General features: G+C 51.8%; 17 protein-coding genes. 12 read left to right on the top strand and 5 right to left on the bottom strand.

What is annotated here, in order from left to right; genetic code table 11:
* Nucleotides 1-16: 16 nt before the first annotated feature.
* The 3 genes from Dvar_RS13065 to Dvar_RS13055 all read right to left on the bottom strand — a co-directional run bounded on the left by Dvar_RS13065 (nt 17) and on the right by Dvar_RS13055 (nt 3,261).
* Nucleotides 17-1,282: a glycosyltransferase gene (locus Dvar_RS13065; protein ID WP_419662144.1), complete on the bottom strand. Its 1,266-nt coding sequence runs from the start codon at nt 1,280-1,282 to the stop codon at nt 17-19.
* 17 nt (nt 1,283-1,299) lie between these two features.
* On the bottom strand, nt 1,300-2,691 hold the full coding sequence (locus Dvar_RS13060) for a sigma-54-dependent transcriptional regulator (RefSeq protein WP_419662143.1): 1,392 nt from the start codon (nt 2,689-2,691) through the stop codon (nt 1,300-1,302).
* A gap of 297 nt (nt 2,692-2,988) precedes the next feature.
* Nucleotides 2,989-3,261 carry a hypothetical protein gene (locus tag Dvar_RS13055; protein WP_419662142.1) on the bottom strand — a complete coding sequence of 91 codons (273 nt, stop codon included), beginning with the start codon at nt 3,259-3,261 and terminating at the stop codon, nt 2,989-2,991.
* Between the two features lie 478 nt (nt 3,262-3,739).
* On the opposite strand from Dvar_RS13055, the gene Dvar_RS13050 reads away from it, so the two are divergent.
* The 9 genes from Dvar_RS13050 to Dvar_RS13010 all read left to right on the top strand — a co-directional run bounded on the left by Dvar_RS13050 (nt 3,740) and on the right by Dvar_RS13010 (nt 12,836).
* Entirely contained in the window at nt 3,740-4,072 is a 333-nt protein-coding gene (locus Dvar_RS13050) for a hypothetical protein (protein WP_419662141.1), read from the top strand.
* Nucleotides 4,069-4,554, top strand: coding sequence for a universal stress protein (locus Dvar_RS13045; RefSeq protein ID WP_419662140.1), 486 nt, complete (start codon nt 4,069-4,071; stop codon nt 4,552-4,554). The genes Dvar_RS13050 and Dvar_RS13045 overlap by 4 nt, the downstream gene beginning before the upstream one ends.
* A gap of 26 nt (nt 4,555-4,580) precedes the next feature.
* Nucleotides 4,581-4,781: a hypothetical protein gene (locus Dvar_RS13040; RefSeq protein ID WP_419662139.1), complete on the top strand. Its 201-nt coding sequence runs from the start codon at nt 4,581-4,583 to the stop codon at nt 4,779-4,781.
* Between the two features lie 287 nt (nt 4,782-5,068).
* On the top strand, nt 5,069-5,395 hold the full coding sequence (locus tag Dvar_RS13035) for a hypothetical protein (RefSeq protein ID WP_419662138.1): 327 nt from the start codon (nt 5,069-5,071) through the stop codon (nt 5,393-5,395).
* A gap of 84 nt (nt 5,396-5,479) precedes the next feature.
* A complete protein-coding gene (locus Dvar_RS13030; RefSeq protein ID WP_419662137.1) occupies nt 5,480-6,793 on the top strand; it encodes a KamA family radical SAM protein in 1,314 nt (437 codons plus the stop codon).
* Between the two features lie 41 nt (nt 6,794-6,834).
* Nucleotides 6,835-7,860: a D-alanine--D-alanine ligase family protein gene (locus Dvar_RS13025; protein WP_419662136.1), complete on the top strand. Its 1,026-nt coding sequence runs from the start codon at nt 6,835-6,837 to the stop codon at nt 7,858-7,860.
* Complete coding sequence (locus Dvar_RS13020) at nt 7,851-8,846, top strand: D-alanine--D-alanine ligase family protein (protein ID WP_419662135.1); 996 nt, start codon at nt 7,851-7,853, stop codon at nt 8,844-8,846. Before Dvar_RS13025 ends, Dvar_RS13020 begins: the two co-directional genes overlap by 10 nt.
* Nucleotides 8,847-8,861: 15 nt before the next feature.
* Complete coding sequence (locus tag Dvar_RS13015; protein ID WP_419662134.1) at nt 8,862-11,117, top strand: GNAT family N-acetyltransferase; 2,256 nt, start codon at nt 8,862-8,864, stop codon at nt 11,115-11,117.
* Nucleotides 11,118-11,459: 342 nt separating this feature from the next.
* Entirely contained in the window at nt 11,460-12,836 is a 1,377-nt protein-coding gene (locus Dvar_RS13010) for a hypothetical protein (protein ID WP_419662133.1), read from the top strand.
* Between the two features lie 381 nt (nt 12,837-13,217).
* Here the strand turns inward: Dvar_RS13010 and Dvar_RS13005 are convergent, their stop codons facing one another.
* Together Dvar_RS13005 and Dvar_RS13000 are read right to left on the bottom strand one after the other, a co-directional pair.
* On the bottom strand, nt 13,218-14,033 hold the full coding sequence (locus tag Dvar_RS13005; protein WP_419662132.1) for a class I SAM-dependent methyltransferase: 816 nt from the start codon (nt 14,031-14,033) through the stop codon (nt 13,218-13,220).
* Between the two features lie 104 nt (nt 14,034-14,137).
* Entirely contained in the window at nt 14,138-14,845 is a 708-nt protein-coding gene (locus Dvar_RS13000) for a FadR/GntR family transcriptional regulator (protein WP_419662131.1), read from the bottom strand.
* A gap of 618 nt (nt 14,846-15,463) precedes the next feature.
* Between Dvar_RS13000 and Dvar_RS12995 the strand changes: the two genes are divergently transcribed.
* The 3 genes from Dvar_RS12995 (at nt 15,464) to Dvar_RS12985 (ending at nt 18,468) form a co-directional block, all read left to right on the top strand.
* The gene (locus Dvar_RS12995) at nt 15,464-16,888 is read left to right on the top strand and encodes a wax ester/triacylglycerol synthase family O-acyltransferase (protein ID WP_419662130.1); all 1,425 of its coding nucleotides are present in this window, start codon (nt 15,464-15,466) and stop codon (nt 16,886-16,888) included.
* 25 nt (nt 16,889-16,913) lie between these two features.
* Nucleotides 16,914-17,906 carry a TRAP transporter substrate-binding protein gene (locus Dvar_RS12990; RefSeq protein WP_419662129.1) on the top strand — a complete coding sequence of 331 codons (993 nt, stop codon included), beginning with the start codon at nt 16,914-16,916 and terminating at the stop codon, nt 17,904-17,906.
* Nucleotides 17,907-17,985: 79 nt separating this feature from the next.
* Nucleotides 17,986-18,468 (top strand): TRAP transporter small permease, encoded by a 483-nt coding sequence (locus tag Dvar_RS12985; protein WP_419662128.1) that lies wholly within the window; start codon nt 17,986-17,988, stop codon nt 18,466-18,468.
* Nucleotides 18,469-18,470: the final 2 nt, after the last annotated feature.

The following is an 18,470-nucleotide window of genomic DNA, read 5'->3' as shown; positions in this document are numbered from 1 at the left end:
TTGACCCTTTAAAAATTCAACCGGATTCGAATCCGAAAAAGTTGACCATCAGTGTATTCAACCAGCGGCGCAGCACGGCATAGGAATAATGCTTGGCCGCGACCTCGAAATTGTGCCTGACCATGCGTTCAATGCGCGGGGGGGACTGAAGCACCGACCTGACCTGGTCGACTGTTTTCTCGGTCAAAAACCCGTCCATGGCGATCAGATCGAAGCCTTTGGGCTCGATATCCCGAACAAAGGTGGCATAGCGGTTGATCAACACCGGCTTATGAAAATACACGGCCTCGAGAAAGGCATTGCCAAACCCTTCGTAAAGACTCGGATAGGTGACAAAATCAGCACAGGGATAGATATCCAGCAATGACCGGGCCGGCTTTTTCACATGATTGTCGTTCCATGGATCGCGCATGCTGGTGGTCAAAAGGCGCAAGTCCACGCCCATGTCTTTGGCTTCGCGCTTGAGCCACTCGGCGTACTCGTAGCCCTCATCGCCGGCCTCGTGGGAAATGAGTAGTTTGAAGTGTGGATTACCGAGTTCCCTGACCAGGTTAAGGGCGTGCTCGATCCCTTTGCGCTGGACAATACGGGTGGGTTGCAAAAAAACAATGTCATCTTTTTCGAACCCCAGCTCGGTGCGAATCGCAGGCCGGGTGGACGATGAGACCCTGGGCGGGTTCTCGAAGTCCAGAATATTGGGAATGATAATCGATGAGCACCCCGTGCGCAGGGCCAGTTCCTCCTGGGCCGCGGAATTGATGACCACATGCTCCATACCGGGCAGATTGGGCGGAAAGGCCATCCGCAGGTAGTCGTTCACGGCATTGACGCTAAAGCGCGTGCGCTCCCAGTAGAAATCGTGGTGGTGGGCGATGGTGGGAATCTGGGTTTCGGCAATGACCTCGGTGACGGCCATTCCCAGAGGCACATGCATCGGGATGGTCAATGCGTTTTGGGGAATGATCAGGTCGATGTTGAATCGCTGAACGAACTCGCGGATGTGCTTTTTCAGCCGGTTTTTGACGTCCTGAATCGTGTCCGTGACGGTATGGTCCCGCCTTTTGTGCCCAAGGATGCGGGCGTTGATCCAGATGTTTTTTTCATCCTGGAAAAATGCTTCGGGTACCAGCATGCTGCTGGCCGGGTCTTTGTCCAACTGGCCGGCAAACCAATAACAGGCGTGGCCCATGTCTTTGAGTACCTGCGCCCATTTGCTGGCTTCCAGGGTCACCCCGTCTGTTCCGGAAAAACGGGTCGAAATAAAACCAATATTCTTTTTCACGGTCGAGTCTATCCTTATCAAGGCTTGAATATTTTTTTATCCAGGCCATGCTTGTTCACCAGTCGGCTGAGTTGCCGGCTGGTGATATGCGCCTCTTTGGCGGAGATGTTGATCTTTCCCTTGTGTTTTTTCAGCAGCCGCTCCAGGTAGGTGCGCTCGAATTCGTCAATGGCGATTTGCCGGGCCTTTGAAAGCGGTATGGGCTGGTCATCTTGCATGGCCTGAACGATCCTGGAACCAATGATCAGGGTTTCAGGGAAACTTTCCGGTTGCAGCAAATCGCTGTTTTCCAGTATGTATGCCCTTTCTAAAATATTTTCCAATTCCCGCAGGTTACCGGGCCAGTCATAGGCTTTCAGGTCGTCGATCACACCAACCTGCAAGCCTTTTATGGATTTACCGTATTTGTTGTTCAGTCGAGTCAGAAAATACTCAACCAGATGAGGAATGTCCTCCTGGCGTTTGGAAAGCGGCAGCAGTTGAATGGGAAAGATATTCAGACGATAAAACAGATCTTTGCGAAAGGTTCCTTTTGCTGTCATCTGTTCCAAGTCCGCATTGGTGGCGGCAATGATCCTGGCATTGGTCTTCAGGGTCTCTTCACCGCCCAGCCGGCTGAAGGTTCCATCCTGCAGGACTTGCAACAATTTGATTTGTGCCTCCGGTGAGATGGTCCCGATTTCGTCCAGAAAAATGGTGCCATTTTGCGCCAGTTCAAATTTTCCTATTTTTCTGCGATCCGCTCCGGTAAACGCACCTTTCTCGTGACCAAACAGTTCGCTTTCGATCAAGGTGTCGGGGATGGCACCGCAATGAACCGCCACAAAGGCGTCTTCGGATCGATTGCTGTGCCGGTGAATCAACCGGGCCATCCACCCCTTCCCGGTACCGGTCTGCCCCAGAAGAAGAATCGTGGCGATGGTTGGCGCGACCCTGCGGATTATTTTAAAAATCTGCTGCATCTTGGCATTACCGGTATAAACAGCATCCAGCCAGTCCGCCTTCCAGAATCGGTCTCTGAGATATTCCAGCTCAAAGTGCTTTGCACGCTCACGCAAAAGCGCCTCGATCACCGTCTCGATCTCAACAGGATCAATCGGGTAGGTCAAAAAATCATTGGCCCATTGCCTGACGGCAGCAACGGCGCGCCTGATTTGCGCCTGCGGTGCCAGGGCCACAAATTGAACCCTCGGATTGTGCCTCTGCAATTGCCTGATCGCCTGATGCAATGCCTCATCTCCATCTGCGGCCGTCAGCATTACATCAAAAAAAACAAGGTCGAATTGTGTATTTAAATCGGTGGCTTTCGGAAGGGTTGAAAAATGCCGCACATCCTTATCGCGGCCGAGCTTACACTCAATAAGCTGCTTGACCTTCGGATCAGCACAAATGATCAGAACATCATTCATTGTTTATATCAACAATCGGCGACTGTTTTTTCGGAAATAACCTAATTTAAATTGTTTACAGCACTAAAAAGCCATAGGCAATACTATTTTTAATGTGAGCCGACGTTAAGGGTTCGCGCAAAAATAAATTCACAAATTGTCAGTGTTCAGGCGCCCGTTCAGCAAGACGCGAAGACAAAGGAATATCAGGCATATTCCGTGTTTTCGCAACGCCGCTGAGCGGGATGGATGGGCGCTGAAAATGTGAAGTTATTTTTGCGCGAGCCCTAAGACCCGATGTTGATATCCAGATGTCATTCAGTTGCCCGCGTCAACGGCTGTCGACCCGGTGTTATCCAGACGAAAGGATTGAACATGGATTACCTTTTGTCGATTATCCATATCCATTTTGCCTCGGATGACAACAGCTTTTCTTATCAACTGAAACAGTTGACACCCCACCGGATCATTGGCGATACGATAGCGCTTTTCATCATACCCTGCAATATCCAGTGCTGAAACTTCTCCATTGGGTTCCCAACCTGCAGCAATGATAATGCCTTTCAGTTCGATCAACGCTTTTTCTTCCATGTATCCACCCAAATGGTTACATAAAAAGTGTTCGTAAACTGACGCTTAATCTGCAACAAACAGGCCCAAGTTCAATTTTTATTTACTACACCATCGTATCGATGCGCTTCGCCCTGTTTTTTTTCAGCCGCGACGAACCTTTAAAATGTACCGCAGCTGCCATGTGGACTGTTGAATGGTGCGGATCTGAAACAGGACATCGTATGTCTATGCCTGTAATAACGAGACATTCGGTTTCCGTTTTTTACGGGATATGATCCAACGAAATGGTCTTTTCTGATTGGCAGGTACTACTTTTCCAATCAATTCACCCCACCAGGTTTCATCTGAGAGACGTCTTGCTGTTTACCTTCTCATCCCCCAAGGTCTTGGCACACGGGTTGCTTTTATTACTTTTATCAACGTCTCAACTGACGAATTGAGCCGTCCTGCCAATACCAATGATCCTTTTATCCAAGCTAAAATTTGAGGGATGAAAATGTTTGATACAATATCATGTCATAAAGCCACCGGTTCGGATCAGGTGTTGTTCAAAAAGGAAATGGACTACCCGGTCGATCATCACCAGGTGAGGATCAACACCATGGACGCACTGAAAAAAGTGATCCTTTTGGTGCTGCCCATCATTTTCCTTACGATCGACAAAACAACTGCTGCTCACTCGCTACCCTCGACAGTGGAAGGCACATACCATAGTGTGGAAGCATTAAGAATGGTCCTGCTCGGTATTGGGATGCTCATTTTCGCCTCGTTTTTGCGAGCACAGGTCAATCAAAAAACAATGATTCACTTTTTAAGGAGCCATCAATGAAAGAGAATAATAGAATCATGGTCGCCTGCGACCTGTCCGACCATTCCATCAAGGCCCTGGGCATCGCTGCCGGATTGGCCAAGGACCTGAATACTGAGATGATCATTGTGAATATCATCAACCAGCGGGACATCACCGCCATGGAAGGTGCAATCAGAAAAATCGGCATGCAGGTCGACAATTTCCCAACCACAATCGGAGAATATGTAGACGGGCTGAAAGAAGAACGCATTGCCGATATCAAGAAACGGCTCGCCAAAATCGACGGCCCCATTCCGCCATATGACATCAGAATCGCTACCGGTGTGCCCTTCAAACGCCTGATCGAGGTTGCGGGTGATGAAAAGCCCCGCATGATCGTTATTGGCACCAAAGGGCGCAGCAACCTGACAGGCGTGATTCTCGGATCGACGGCCGAGAAATTGTTCCGGCATTGTCCGTTCCCATTGCTCAGCGTCAGGGCCGCAGCGTCACAGAAATAACCCCCGGAGCCGCCCGGTCCGCCTTTTTGAAAAACCGTGAAAACAACAAATTCGATATTCGAAAGAAACCGGTTGCCGTGTCCGTTGCCTCGGTCCCGCGGCAACAGACGGTGATGCAACCGGGCGGTTTTTGCTTAAACGCCGTGGCTGTTTGTGGCACGCCGGTTGCTTTGATGCCAACCCACATCAGCCTGATCGCCAGGAAAATGCGCCATCTCAATGAATGAAATGCGACATCTGATGTCGCAAATTGAAAGGCATAGGCGAATGGATCTATCCCGGTTTGTTCCCATTGTTGCCACCAGCCCAATCACATTCGCAATATACCCAATAATATCAATCAGAAAAATCAAAGTTGGGCATCCGCTGTTTTCAACTTCGCATCATGTAAAAAAACGAATTTTGGCAATGGAATTGCTTATCGAAAGGCAAAAAACGATCGTCGACGGGAAAAGCGTTCGAAAGAACGCTTACCAGTTATTTAGTAACCATACCAATAAGGCAGAATAAACTGATGAAAAAGAAGGATTTATTGATCTTAACCGTCCTCGGTTATGGTTGGATGACCGGATTCGGTTGGTGCGAGGCGCCGGAAACCGGGCGTCATACGGATAACGGCGCCGTTCTGGAAGAAAAAGATGATCCATCCATGAACGTTTTGCACAAGACCGCTAACGTCATTACGCACCCTATTTCCGGGGAAGTTAAGGCAGTATCTGGTATCCGCTCACCGCTTTTCATACAGGATGCGAATCAGCAGCAAACAACAGAGAATATATCTCCAGACCGAGTCGCGCCACCACCGCCCACCAATCTGAGAATCATTATAAGACGAGAATAAAAGGTACCATTTTCTTGTTTATCGCTGTTCAACAATAGGAATCATATAACTTAACCACCCCCTAAGTAGAGGAATATCGACGCCATGCACGTCCCCATCAAAAGCAGCAACAAAGAAAGCTGCATACCGACGCCGACCTCTCAGGAAGGCAATGAGGAGCCTCCCGACCCTGGATCTTGTCTGGCGGTTTCATCCGCCCTGTCCACCACAACCCGTAAAGGACACATTGTCCGTTTCCCATCCCCCCCCACCGGATCTGCAAAGCCGGCCGTTTGGTCCTTTCGCAAAAAACATTTTCCTTGCGTGACCACCAAACTCTGGAATGACTGGCGGTGGCAGACCAGTAACCGTATCCGCAACCTGGAACAACTGGAAAAGATGATCATGCTGTCCGATGCGGAGCGTGCTGCCTTTACCCACTTGGGCAGGACCCTTCCACTGGGCATTACCCCCTATTACATGAGCCTAGTGGCACCTGACAATCCGGAGCAGCCTGTCCGGCGCACAGTGATACCAACCATTTATGAAACAGTGTGTTCAATCGGCGAGGCGGATGATCCGCTGGGTGAAGACCGGATGAGTCCGGTGCCCGGTTTGGTGCACCGCTACCCGGACCGGGTTCTGTTGCTCCTGTCCGATTTCTGCTCCACCTATTGCCGTTACTGCACCCGATCCCGAATGGTCGGTCATGGGGCCATCCATCCCAGCCGAAAGCGGCTGGAAAAAGCCTTTTCCTATATTGCGCAGACACCGGCAGTTCGGGACGTGCTGCTTTCCGGTGGGGATCCGCTCATGTTGGGTGAGGAAAAGCTCTCTTGGATTCTCTCCCGCCTGCGCCAGATCCCACATGTGGAAATCGTGCGCATCGGCACCAAGGTACCGGCAGTACTACCGCAACGGATCACCGGAAGCCTGGTGCGCACATTGCGCAAGTATCACCCCTTGTGGATGAGCCTTCATTTTACTCACCCGGACGAATGTACACCGGAAGCTTACCGCGCCTGCACGATGCTCGCCGATGCAGGTATTCCATTGGGCTCCCAGACCGTTTTACTCAGGGGCATCAACGACACGGTGGATACCATGCGCGATCTGGTTCACAACCTGCTCAAAATGCGGGTGCGACCCTACTACCTTTATCAGTGCGACCCGATTACCGGTTCTTCTCATTTCCGCACGACTATCGAAACAGGGCTCTCGATTATCCGCGGATTACGAGGATTTACCAGTGGCTATGCCCTGCCGACCTATGTCATTGATGCCCCCGGTGGTGGCGGCAAGATTCCCTTGATGCCGGATTACATCGTCGGCCGGGAGCAAGACGCTCTGGTGCTTAAAAACTATGAAAACAAGCAATACCGATATCCAGAGACCAGCACCCCGGTAACGCCAGGCTGAACGGTGTCCGTAACCATTTCAACTCAAGGAGAAAAAAAGCGATGACACTGTCAATCGGATTGACCTATGACCTGCGCTCCGTTTACCTGACGGAGGGCTTTTCCGAAGAGGAAACCGCCGAGTTCGACCGTGACGATACCGTGGCGGCCATTGAATCAACGCTCCAGTCATTGGGGCACCGTACCGAGCGCATCGGCCACAGTCGCCAACTGGCCGCGGCCCTGGTGGCCGGCTCTCGCTGGGACCTGGTGTTCAATATCGCCGAGGGCCTTTACGGTATCGGCCGCGAGGCCCAGGTGCCGGCCCTTCTGGATATGTACCAGATCCCGTACACATTCTCGGATCCTCTGGTGATGGCGCTGACCCTGCATAAGGGCATGACCAAGCATGTGATCCGCGATGCCGGGATCCCCACCAGTGATTTCCTGGTGGTTGAAAACATTGCCGACACCAGTAAAATCAAGTTTGCTCCGCCTTACTTCGTCAAACCGGTGGCCGAGGGCACCGGCAAGGGGGTCACGCCGCAGTCCATCGTACGCCGCCGCAAGGATCTGGTCGCGGCTTGCCTGCGCCTGATCGACACCTACAAGCAACCGGTGATTGTCGAAAAATTCCTGCCTGGCCGGGAGTTCACCACCGGAATCGTGGGATCCGGCAACAACGCCAGTGCGATCGGCACCATCGAGGTCCATCTGCTCGATAATGCCGAGGCCGAGGTCTACTCCTATGTCAACAAGGAGGAGTGCGAATCCCGGGTCGAATACCGCCTGGTCCGGCCTGGCGATGATCTGGTGGTGGCCGAAGCCGAGCGCGTGGCCCTGTCGGCCTGGCGGGTGCTTGGCTGCCGTGACGGCGGACGCATTGATCTGCGCTGCGACGCACACGGGCGGCCTCAGTTCATTGAGGTCAACCCCCTGGCCGGCATTCATCCCGAGCACTCGGATCTACCCATCATCTGTAACCATCTGGGCATTGCCTACCGGGATCTGATCGGCTGGATTGTCGATTCTGCGGCGATGCGCATTCAGTCGGTCGAAGACAAAAGAGGAGCGGCCTGGTGCATATAGCCATTGTTCACGATACGGTTGGGCAAAAGGACGCCCCCGATGCGAAAGATGTGCTGGCTCAGGCCGATGCCGTGGCCGGGGCACTGAGGCATTTAGGGCACACCCATTTCCGAGCGGAAATCTCTCTGGATATGGCCACGCTTGTCCGCACGCTTTCCAACGGCGGCGCCGATCTGGTGTTCAACCTGGTCGAATCCATCGGCGGCAAGGGGCGCCTGATCCATCTGCTCCCCTATTGCCTCGATGCCGTGCCCCTGCCCTACACCGGCGCACCGGCCCAGGCCATGCTGCTCACCTCCAATAAAACCATGGCCAAAAAGTGGATGGAGACATCAGCCATCGCCACGCCGGCGTGGATCGGTCCCTTTCCCGGTGGTAACGGAAAAGGCCGCTTCGGCAGTGCCGACAAGTCCACCTGGATTGTCAAATCCGTGTGGGAGCATGCCTCCATTGGATTGGGACCGGAGAGCATTGTTAAAAATCTGACCGCTGATGCAGCCTACGCCGCGCTGGCCGGACGGGCGCCGGCGCTGGGCGGCGCCTGCTTTGCCGAAGCGTTCGTCGATGGCCGCGAGTTCAACCTCTCCCTGCTTACCGGCCCAGACGGTCCCGAAGTGCTGCCGCCGGCGGAGATCATCTTCGATGGCTATACCGCCGACATGCCGCGCATCGTCGACTACCGTGCCAAATGGGACGAGGCTGCCTATGAATTTCATCACACGCCCCGGCAGTTCGATTTTGATACGACGGACGGGGATCTCCTCGAGCGGCTGAAAACGATCGCCCTTGACTGCTGGCATGGCTTTGGCTTGGCCGGTTACGCCCGCGTCGATTTCCGCGTGGCCGCCGACGGTACGCCCTTTGTGCTGGAGATCAACACCAATCCGTGCATCGCCCCGGACGCCGGTTTCGCCGCGGCGCTGACGCGCGCCGGTATTGCCTTCGAAGATGCCGTGGCGCGCATCATCGCCGGTAGTTTCCGATGAACAGGAAAACGTTTCATGCTGCGCATTAGACGCATTTATGACAACATTCTGCCGGTCAACAGGAGCACCATCGCTCAGGTTCAGGAAATCCTGCGCAGCCAGTTTTCGGCCATTGATCCAAAAGAAATCGAAACCATCGCCGAGAAGCTGCGCAATCCATTCAAACAGCGCTTCCGCAGCATCCTATTCGTAGCCGAGAGTATCAAGGGCAAGGTACGCGGCTTTGCCATGCTGCTGCACGAGCCGGAAATCCGCTTCACCTACCTGGACTGGATCGCCACCGCCTCGGACCGCGTCGGTGCCGGCATCGGCGGGGCACTGTACGACCGTATCCGCCAGGAATCCCTGGCCCTGAAAGTGGACGGCCTGTTCTTCGAGTGCCTGCCTGACGATGCGGCCGATTGCCCGGACCCGGCCCAGCGCCGGCAAAACCAGGCACGGCTGCGTTTTTATGAACGCTATGGCGCGCGGCCGATCACAGGCACGGCCTACGAATTGCCGGTCAAACCCGGCGACACTGGTATGCCCCATCTGGTGGTCGACGACCTGGGCACCGGCAGGCCATTGAAAAAGCGATACGCCCGCCAGGTGGTGCGGGCCATTCTGGAACGTAAATACGCAGACTACTGTCCGGCTGAGTATGTCGAGCGCGTGGTGGACAGCTTCCGGGACGACCCGGTGCATATCCGACCCTTTCGCTACGTCAAACCCGAAGCGGTGATTCGGGTGGTGGAAAGCCGCTCCTCCGAGCAGATTGCCCTGATCGTCAACGACCGCCATGACATTCATCACATCCATGAACACGGTTACGTGGAGTCACCGGTACGGGTTAAACGCATCCTCAAGGTCCTGGAACCCAGCGGATTGTTTGCCACCATCAAGCCGCGTCCCTTTCCGGACAAACATCTCACCGCCGTCCACGATGCTGATTTCGTCAGCTACCTCAAACGGGCCTGCGCCGAGGTGCCGGCCGGTAAATCGCTCTATCCCTACATCTTTCCCATCCGCAACAAGACCCGTCCGCCCAAAGAGCCGTCGGTGCTCTCGGGCTACTACTGCATCGACACCTTCACACCCATCAACGCCAACGCCTTTCTGGCCGCCCGGCGCAGCGTGGACTGTGCCCTGACCGCGGCTCGCGAAATTCTGGACGGACGGCGCATCGCCTACGCCCTGATCCGTCCGCCGGGCCATCACGCCGAACGGCGGTCATTCGGCGGTTTTTGCTACTTCAACAACAACGCCATCGCCGCCCAGTATCTATGCGGGCATGGAAAGGTGGCCATCCTGGATGTGGACTATCACCACGGCAACGGCGGCCAGGATATCTTCTATCGCCGCAGCGATGTGCTGACCGTTTCGATCCATGGCCATCCCAAATTCGCCTACCCATACTTTTCCGGCTTCGAGGAGGAACACGGTGAGGGTGAAGGCGAAGGTTTCAACCTCAACCTCGCCCTTCCTGAATCCGTTGATGGTGAGAAGTACCGCAAGGCCCTGACCCGCGCCCTTAAGCGCATCGACGAGTTCAAGCCGCAGTTCCTGGTGATCGGATTCGGACTGGATCCGGCCAAGGGCGATCCCACGGGAACCTGGTCGCTGACCGTCAAGGATTTTCGGGCAGGCGGAAGCATGATCGGCGAACTGGGGCTGCCCATGGCCGTCATCCAGGAGGGCGGTTACCGCACCCAGACCCTGGGGAAAAACGCCCTGGCCTTCTTTCGCGGACTGATCGAAGGCGCCGGCCGCTGGGCGGACAGCCGCCATGTTCCGTCCAACCGGATCCATGGCGTTACCCTGCGCGACACCCTGGTGCCCGGGGACGGCCAGCGCGTGCGCCGACTGGTTGACCTGACCGGTTTCTTTCACCCCGATGAAGTGGATGTAGCTGAAGAACTCGTCGTGGAACGGCTGCAAAAAGGCGAGGCATCCGGGTATTCTTTCATCATGGCCGATCACTACGGCCGCCTGGCCGCCTACGCCTGCTTCGGTCCCATCCCCTGCACCGCATCAAGCTATGACCTTTACTGGATTGCCGTGCATCCGGATTTTCAAGGAAAAGGTCTTGGCCGGCGTCTGCTCATGGAGGTTGAACGACGCGTCAAGGCGGCCGGCGGAAGTCGGATCTATGTTGACACCTCGCAGCGCGTTCAGTATGCCAGTACCCGCGCGTTCTACGAAAGTCTGGGTTACCGCCTGGAGGCTGTACTCAAGGATTTCTATGCCATTGGAGACGGGAAAACCATATACTGCAAGTCGTTAATATCTTAACGGTGATCATCCACTCTCCCCACCCCCTATACGATACCCCCCCATGAGAAATCGACCTTTCCGGCACCGAACTACACGTATATTTTCGTAACACCAGGCATAACATACTATATTAAAGAGTATTTAACCATATATTGATTGTATTATTTTATTAAAAATGAATCCTATTCTGTTTCTTAATGTAACACTTTTTTTGTACGATTTTTTTATAATTTAAAAAATACATACAATTTCAATATATTACATTGTTTTCGAACAACGGCATAAGATTTGCTGAAGCCAAGGCTGTGCTTGAGAATTCAGAATTCTGATCTGGTATAAACCCCAAAAAGGAGGCAGTTCATGGCGATTAAGAGAGAAGATGGATCCGTTCAACCCGGTATTCAATGGGGGAAATTCACGACCCGCATTCCCGGTGTGCACATCAATTTTTCAATTCCGGAAATCATCCAAGGCGGATTGCTGTCGACGGCAACCGCAGGTGTTGCGGCATCACTGCACATGAAGTTTTTTGCCCTTCCCTTCGAGGTCGCATGGGCCATTGCGCTGATCCAGATGATCTTTCTCTGGGCCGTTCCCGTGTTACTGCTTGGTGAACCCTATGCACCGGGCTGGGTGACACCGGCACTGCCTCTGATCCTGGTCTTTCTAGGCGGGTTTGATCCGGGACTTCCCGCCATGCACGCCATGATGGCGGTCTGCATCGATGTGTGCCTGCTTTTCCTTTTTTTCGGCATGACCGGACTTGGAAAGAAGTTCTTTCAGTTTGTTCCGGTCGAGATGCGTGCCGCCATTATCATGGGAGGGGCCATTTCCGCCTTTAATACGGAATTTGGGCGTCTGGACACCCTCCCGAAAACATTGCCGGTGGTATGGGTGGCGATTTTTATTCTCATGTTCTCGACATGGTTCATCTCCATGAAGAAAAACAACAAATTTCTTGCGCAATTGTCGTCCTGGGCCATGTTGATCGGATTCATGATGGCAGCCATTGTGGGACCGATCTTTGGGGAGCTGTCCTTCGACATTAAAATGGGCTTTGAAATACCGGCCATCACCGCTTACATCAAATCTGTCTCCCCGTTCTCCATTGGATTCCCTGAAGTCGGGCTGTATGCCAAGGCCTTTCCCCTGGCGCTTATGGTTTACATCTATGTATTTGGTGATCTGATCGTCGGCAGCACCTTGCTGGAACAGGCAACCAAGGTGAGACCCGATGAGACATTTGACATCGACCATTCCAGAAGCCACATTGCCCTTTTCATCCGCAATGCCGGCCATTTTCTGATTGCCGGCCCTTTTATCCCGCTTCACGGGCCGCTCTGGACCGGCGGGCATGTTTACCTGCTGGAACGTTTCAAGCAGGGACGCAAGTATCTTGACTCTTTTTTCACGGGAACCATGAATTTTTACTGGCTGGCGTTACTCCTCGTTTTCTTCACCCCGATCGTTACGTTCATGAAACCCCTTTTGGCCATTGCACTCTCAATTACCCTGATATTGACGGGTTTCGCATGCGCCTATACGGCAATGGGGATGATAAAGAGTCCGATTTCGCAAGGGTACACGCTTTTTGTCGGCATGCTCATCGCCAAATTTGGTCCCGCATGGGGCCTGGGCATTGCGGTGGCGCTTTATGTTCTGATTTTGGTCAACCCGATTCAGAAAAAGAATGAAATGCCGGGGAAGGCAAAGATGGCAGCCGCCACAAGCGACTAGGATTGCGGACAATATACCCCAATGTTGCATAAAAAAGATTGGGGTATACTTGAAGAATCGGCAATAGGATCCTCCCTGCGCAACGGGAATGGATGGCTTTTAAAACGGCCCCTGGAGAAATACAGAACAGGGGCCGCCATATGATCGCCCGACGGAATTGTTTTACATCTTGGCCACTGTTATGGTGCAGGCAGCGTTGATTAAATAGTGCCCATCCAGAAATGGCTAAGCAATCTTAGCTTTGGCCGATCTCGGCGCTTCGCAAAAAATTTTATCCTCGGGATATCAACCATATGCCGTAAGATCAAGTGGGTTCCATGGTTCAGCTTTTCGTTTATCTGTGTATGGACGCTGTTCGGTCCTGCTGTTCGCGCTGCGAATTCATTTTGTAGCCACGCCATAGAACTCCACACCATGTTTATAGGCTGCGTCCGCCGCTTCAGAGGCATTCGTCCAGCCAGTATCTTTAAGGAACGGACCAAGTTCCTCAGGTCGTATGCTCCAGAGCCACGGCTCCCCGCTAATTTGGAGTATCAACAAGAGCAACCCCGTCCACAGACCGGCATCGGGGCGACCATCCGTGCCGGTAGAGAGATAGGAAAAGACGATTCGGCTGTCGAAACCAGCGATTTCAGCACATTGACAAAACAGATTCTGGACAGCTTCATGAGGCAGATACATCACAAGGCCTTCAGCAACGATAACTGTTCGCGCTCGTTGGTCCCATAACGCATTGGACTTCAGAACATCCAAAGAATTCTGTTTTCCAAGATCCGCAGGAATCAGCCAAAGATTGTCATATTGTCCCATCGCCTTTATTCCTTTTGCTTTGAGACGGGCTGCAGCCGGGTGATCAACTTCAAAGAAAGTCACGTTAGAGAACTCCGGAGCCAACCGCCACCCCATCGTGTCGTAACCGGCCCCCAGAACAAGCACTTGTGTGGCCCCCCCAGCACCAATTTCATTTCTTACATGGCGCTCAAAGAATGCCTTTCTATGACCAAAGGCCTCGAACTGACCCGGCAGCATCCAGTCAAAAGCTTCGTACACAGAGACCATCCCGCGGGAACGAGACCATCGGAGCTGGATTTCATTCGCAACACCGGATTCAAGCAACAGTTTCTCAGTGGCATCGACAATACCGGGAGGAAGAACTTCGTCCATTCCTGGTTTCGCCCCCAACGTAACAATATCCATAGCAACCTTGTATGCCGTGCAACTCGGTTGGCATATGCGCATAGCCCCTCCTTCGAAGCTAATCCATTGATTATTTAGGCATCTCCTGAATAGCCCCCCCACAACTATCCTTCGTCTTGCTCTAATTTGAGAAATACGCTTCTAAAGTCTGATACATGGCGGGCCATGGCCTTCAGGGCGGCTTCCGGATCACCTGCAATAACGGCTTGAACAATTTCATCATGTCCTCCGGTGCCGTGCAGTTTCAACAGCTTTTTCAATAGTGTTTTTATAATCCGGCGGTTTAAAATAATGGCTGAAATCATTCCCTCAAAGAGCCGATTCCCACACATTTCTGCAAGGATGAAATGGACCGCTGTTAGTTTGTTCAATAAATCGTCGGGTGATACGAACGGTTGGTTTTCCTCGGCCAGGGCAATATTGAGCGCTTTTCGATAGTCATCGTTGACATTTAATGCGGCCAGTCGTGCAATCTCAGGTTCAATATATTGACGAACATCCAGAATTTCGGCAATCGTGAGTTTATTTGCAAAAAATAAATCCGTAAATCCTGTTTCGAGTAGCTCCAAAGAAATCTCTTTGACAAACGTTCCTCCAAGAGGCCCCTGCTTTATTTCAACAAAACCAGTGGCCTTAAGGCCGTGGATAGCTTCCCGTACCACTCCTCGGCTAACATTGAAGACATTGGACAACGCTCTCTCTGATGGAAGTTTTTCTCCCTCTTTTATCATGCCTTTAATGATAGACTCTTTTAACTGCTCTAAAACTTCGTCAGTAGCCTTCGTTTGTTTGATCGGCTGAAATGAATACATCGTTACCCTTGTTTATTGATTTGGCCTAATTGATAAAAATAATTATTTCATCATCCAATCAATGGTAACTTTTCAATTTTGACCAGATTGATGAGGTGATACTTCGTCGGCTTTGAAAAAAGCCTCGCCAAAGCAGTTGCTGTGATGTGTGATGAATTTTTCGGCAGCTTCTGAATCGTCCTGGAGGACTGAATAATTTGGTTATCAAAAGAAATAGGTATTGACAAGCCTTATTTTATATTTTATGTAGGACCAATATGGTCTGACCAAAAAGGTTAGACCAATATGTAGTATTATTTTTACTTCCCAATTTTTTAAGAGTAGACACATAAAACGAATCTTAAGCTGTCGAAAAGATGGGTTGAGTTCCGCTCGCGCATTGCTGCTGCTGAAGTTTTTGAATAGCGCTTTACTTCCTTCGTTAATTGATCCAATTCGTCCACATCCCATTTTTTAAACGTATGATTTAGGCATCTTTTTGACCCTTTCGGGAAAGCCGAGGACTTCAGATACCGCGTTGTTTAGGCGTCGCGGCAGATGATTACAGCTTCACCCTTAAGTAGTTATGCAAAACGATTTAATAACTGACGGATATGAAAAAGGAGATTAATTAACAAGATGAAGCAGCTCACAGGCGTAGATGAAATGTTTTTTTCACTGGAGGCCCCTAACTCGCCAATGCACATTACCGACATTCATATTTACGATCCATCAACCGCTCCAGAGGGCCGTGTCACCAATGAAGACGTATTAAAATACATCAGCCAGCGTCTCGACAAACTGTTCATGCGTGAAAAACGAGTCCCGGTACCAATGGGACTTGATTACTCCTACTGGGTTGAAGATGAGGCGTTTGACCTTGACTATCATGTACGGTTCACCAAACTTCCCAAACCCGGGAATTGGGATCAGTTGGTTGCTAAAGCCGGACAGATCATTGAAACGCCGCTGGACATTTCCAGACCCCTTTGGGAAATCCATGTCATTGAGGGACTGGATAAGGTCGAAGGATTTCCAAAGGGTTGTTTTGCGATTGTGCATAAAAAACATCACGGTCAGTTTGACGGCGGATCGACCACCTATCTGAAGAGTGTCATGCACACGCTCGAACCCGAAGGCGTTACCGACGCCGAGGGGGATACCGCCAAACAGCAGAAACCATCAGGTCGAACGCCTTCAGCATCTGAATTGTTGGTTCAGACGTATTGGAATAGCCTACTGAAGAAGCCCATTGATCGGCTGAATTTCTTTTATCGGACACTTCCAAACGCGTCCAAGGCATTGAATGCTTTTATAATGGATAAGATCCGAACCCCCAGCTATGCGCGCACACGCTTTTCCGGAACCATTCCATCACCGAAACGGGTTTTCGAGGCCGTTACCGTTTCCTTGAAAGACATTATCAACATGCGGAAATTAGTGGCCGGTTCCACGGTAAATGATGTTGTGCTTACCATTTTTGGTGGTGCCATCAGAAAATATCTTGAGCACCACCAGGAACTCCCCTCGAAACCCTTACTTGGCTTGATTCCCATTTCGGTCCGAAGGGAAGAAGAAATTGCGGACGGTGGGAACAAAATATTTTCGATGGTTTCTGACATGCACAGCGAGATAGCGGACCCACTCGAAAGAATGAAGAAAGTGCACGAGGCGACAAATTACTCGAAGCAATTTACGGAGGCGATTGGGGGGCGGAATATGACGGAGATGCTTGAGATCGCACCGATGCCAATCATCGACAGAGGAGTCAAAATTGCGCTGAAAACGAAAATGGCCGATTACGCCCAGTCACTGGACAGCGGTGTCGGCATCAGCAATGTCCCCGGATCCCGACAGCCCCTTTATTTTTGTGGCGCCAAGCAGCTCAGATGTTTTAACTGGGGCTTCATCATGGACGGAATGGGCTTGCTGCTGGTTGCCGGCAGTTATTGCGATGATTTGGTCTTAACGGCGGTGAGTTGCCCCGAAATGCTCCCGGACCCGAAGTTTTTTAAAACGTGTATGCAAGAATCGGTCGATGCGCTTAGTCAGTTGAACGCTTAACAACATATAAAAGGAGTTATTTCACATGAAGTACAAAATTCTGATTGTTCTTTCCGTTTTAGCGTTTTGTATGGGTATCGCGACAGTTCACGCGGGTCCCGTGGAATTCAAGTTCGCCCACTTCGTCAACCCCATTGAACCCGGCCCCAATTCAGGGTTATGGATTGAAAAGGATGTAAACGAGAAAATTGGCGACAAGGTCAATGCCAAATACTTCCATTCCGGACAGATCGGAAGCGCTATCGAAATCATTAAGAAGGTTCGTATGGGCGCGCTCCAAGGCGCCTACCTGACAGGCAACTACGCCCCGGAACTGAATGACATGTTTGGCATCGGTACCCTGGCCTATTGCATGGACTCCTATGAAAAATGGGAAGCCCTTCTGGCAAACCCGGAACTGCGCGAGGAATTGTTTACCTGCCTTAAGAAAAAGAAGTTGCTGGTGCTTGATCTTTGCTTTTTCGGTCGCTACGGCATCGCCAGCACCAAGCCGTTCAAAACCCTGGAAGAACTCCGCTCCCTCAAGATGAGAACGACCCAGGCGCGCTATCCCCTGGCCTTCTGGAAGGCGCTGGGCATGAACCCCCTGCCCATGGCATGGGCCGATGTGTTCCCGGGGCTCAAACAAGGCGTGGTGGACGGCACCGATCAGACCGAAAATAACGTCCGTCTGCGTCTTGCCGATGTCTGCCAGTACTACACCCACACCCGGCACATGGTGGGACTGTTCTTTTTCGTGGTCAACGACAAGTGGTGGAGCAAGCTGGATGCCGATACCCGCGGCGCCCTGGGTGGAATCATATCCGAAAACATGGCCAAGGCCCGTGGGCAGAGCAAGCAGCTGACTGCCGATGGTGATGCGTTGTTGAAGGAGAAGGGGATCACCGTAACTGAGCTTGCCCCTGAAGAGATGGCCAAATTTAAAGAGCAACAGGTGGCGGTCTGGAATGAGTTCGAAGGCGATATCGGCAAGGAATGGCTGGATAAAATCAAAGCATTGACTGCATCGCTGAACTAATCAATGCGCGGCACACCCAAAAGGCCGTCTCCCCTATCCGATTGGAAGAAGACGGCCTAGCCTTTCAAGGAGTTCTAAAATGAAGGCTATTATTGCCTTAATCGATCGTCTGGAACGTTGGGGCATCTTGGTCAGCTTCTCCATCTGCCTGGTGGCGCTGACCATCAGTATCACGACCCGCTATGTTTTCCATCGACCGTTAACATGGCCGGATGAGTTGACCACATATCTTTTCATGCTGATGACCTTCCTTGGCGCAAGTGCGTCCATCGGCAATGACACGGAACTGAAAGTGGATGCCATTTATATGGCTTTCCCCGGATCACGTTTTATCCTGGATCTGTTCCTGAACCTGTTGCGACTGGCTGCCAGCGTAACGTTTATCCTCGCGGGGTACAACTTTATTGTAATCGAGATTGACATGGAAACGGTGACGCCGATCCTGCAGATTCCAACCAGTATGATCGCCTGTATGCTACCGCTGTTTGGGATTCTTCTGGCGATTCGATCTTTGGAGGGACTTCGCCAGCTGATCTTTACCAAACGGAAAATAGAAAGCTAATC

The sequence above is a fragment of the Desulfosarcina variabilis str. Montpellier genome, from assembly GCF_048565275.1.
Taxonomy (GTDB): Bacteria; Desulfobacterota; Desulfobacteria; order Desulfobacterales; family Desulfosarcinaceae; genus Desulfosarcina; species Desulfosarcina variabilis.
This window is presented reverse-complemented; position numbering and strand designations above follow the sequence as displayed.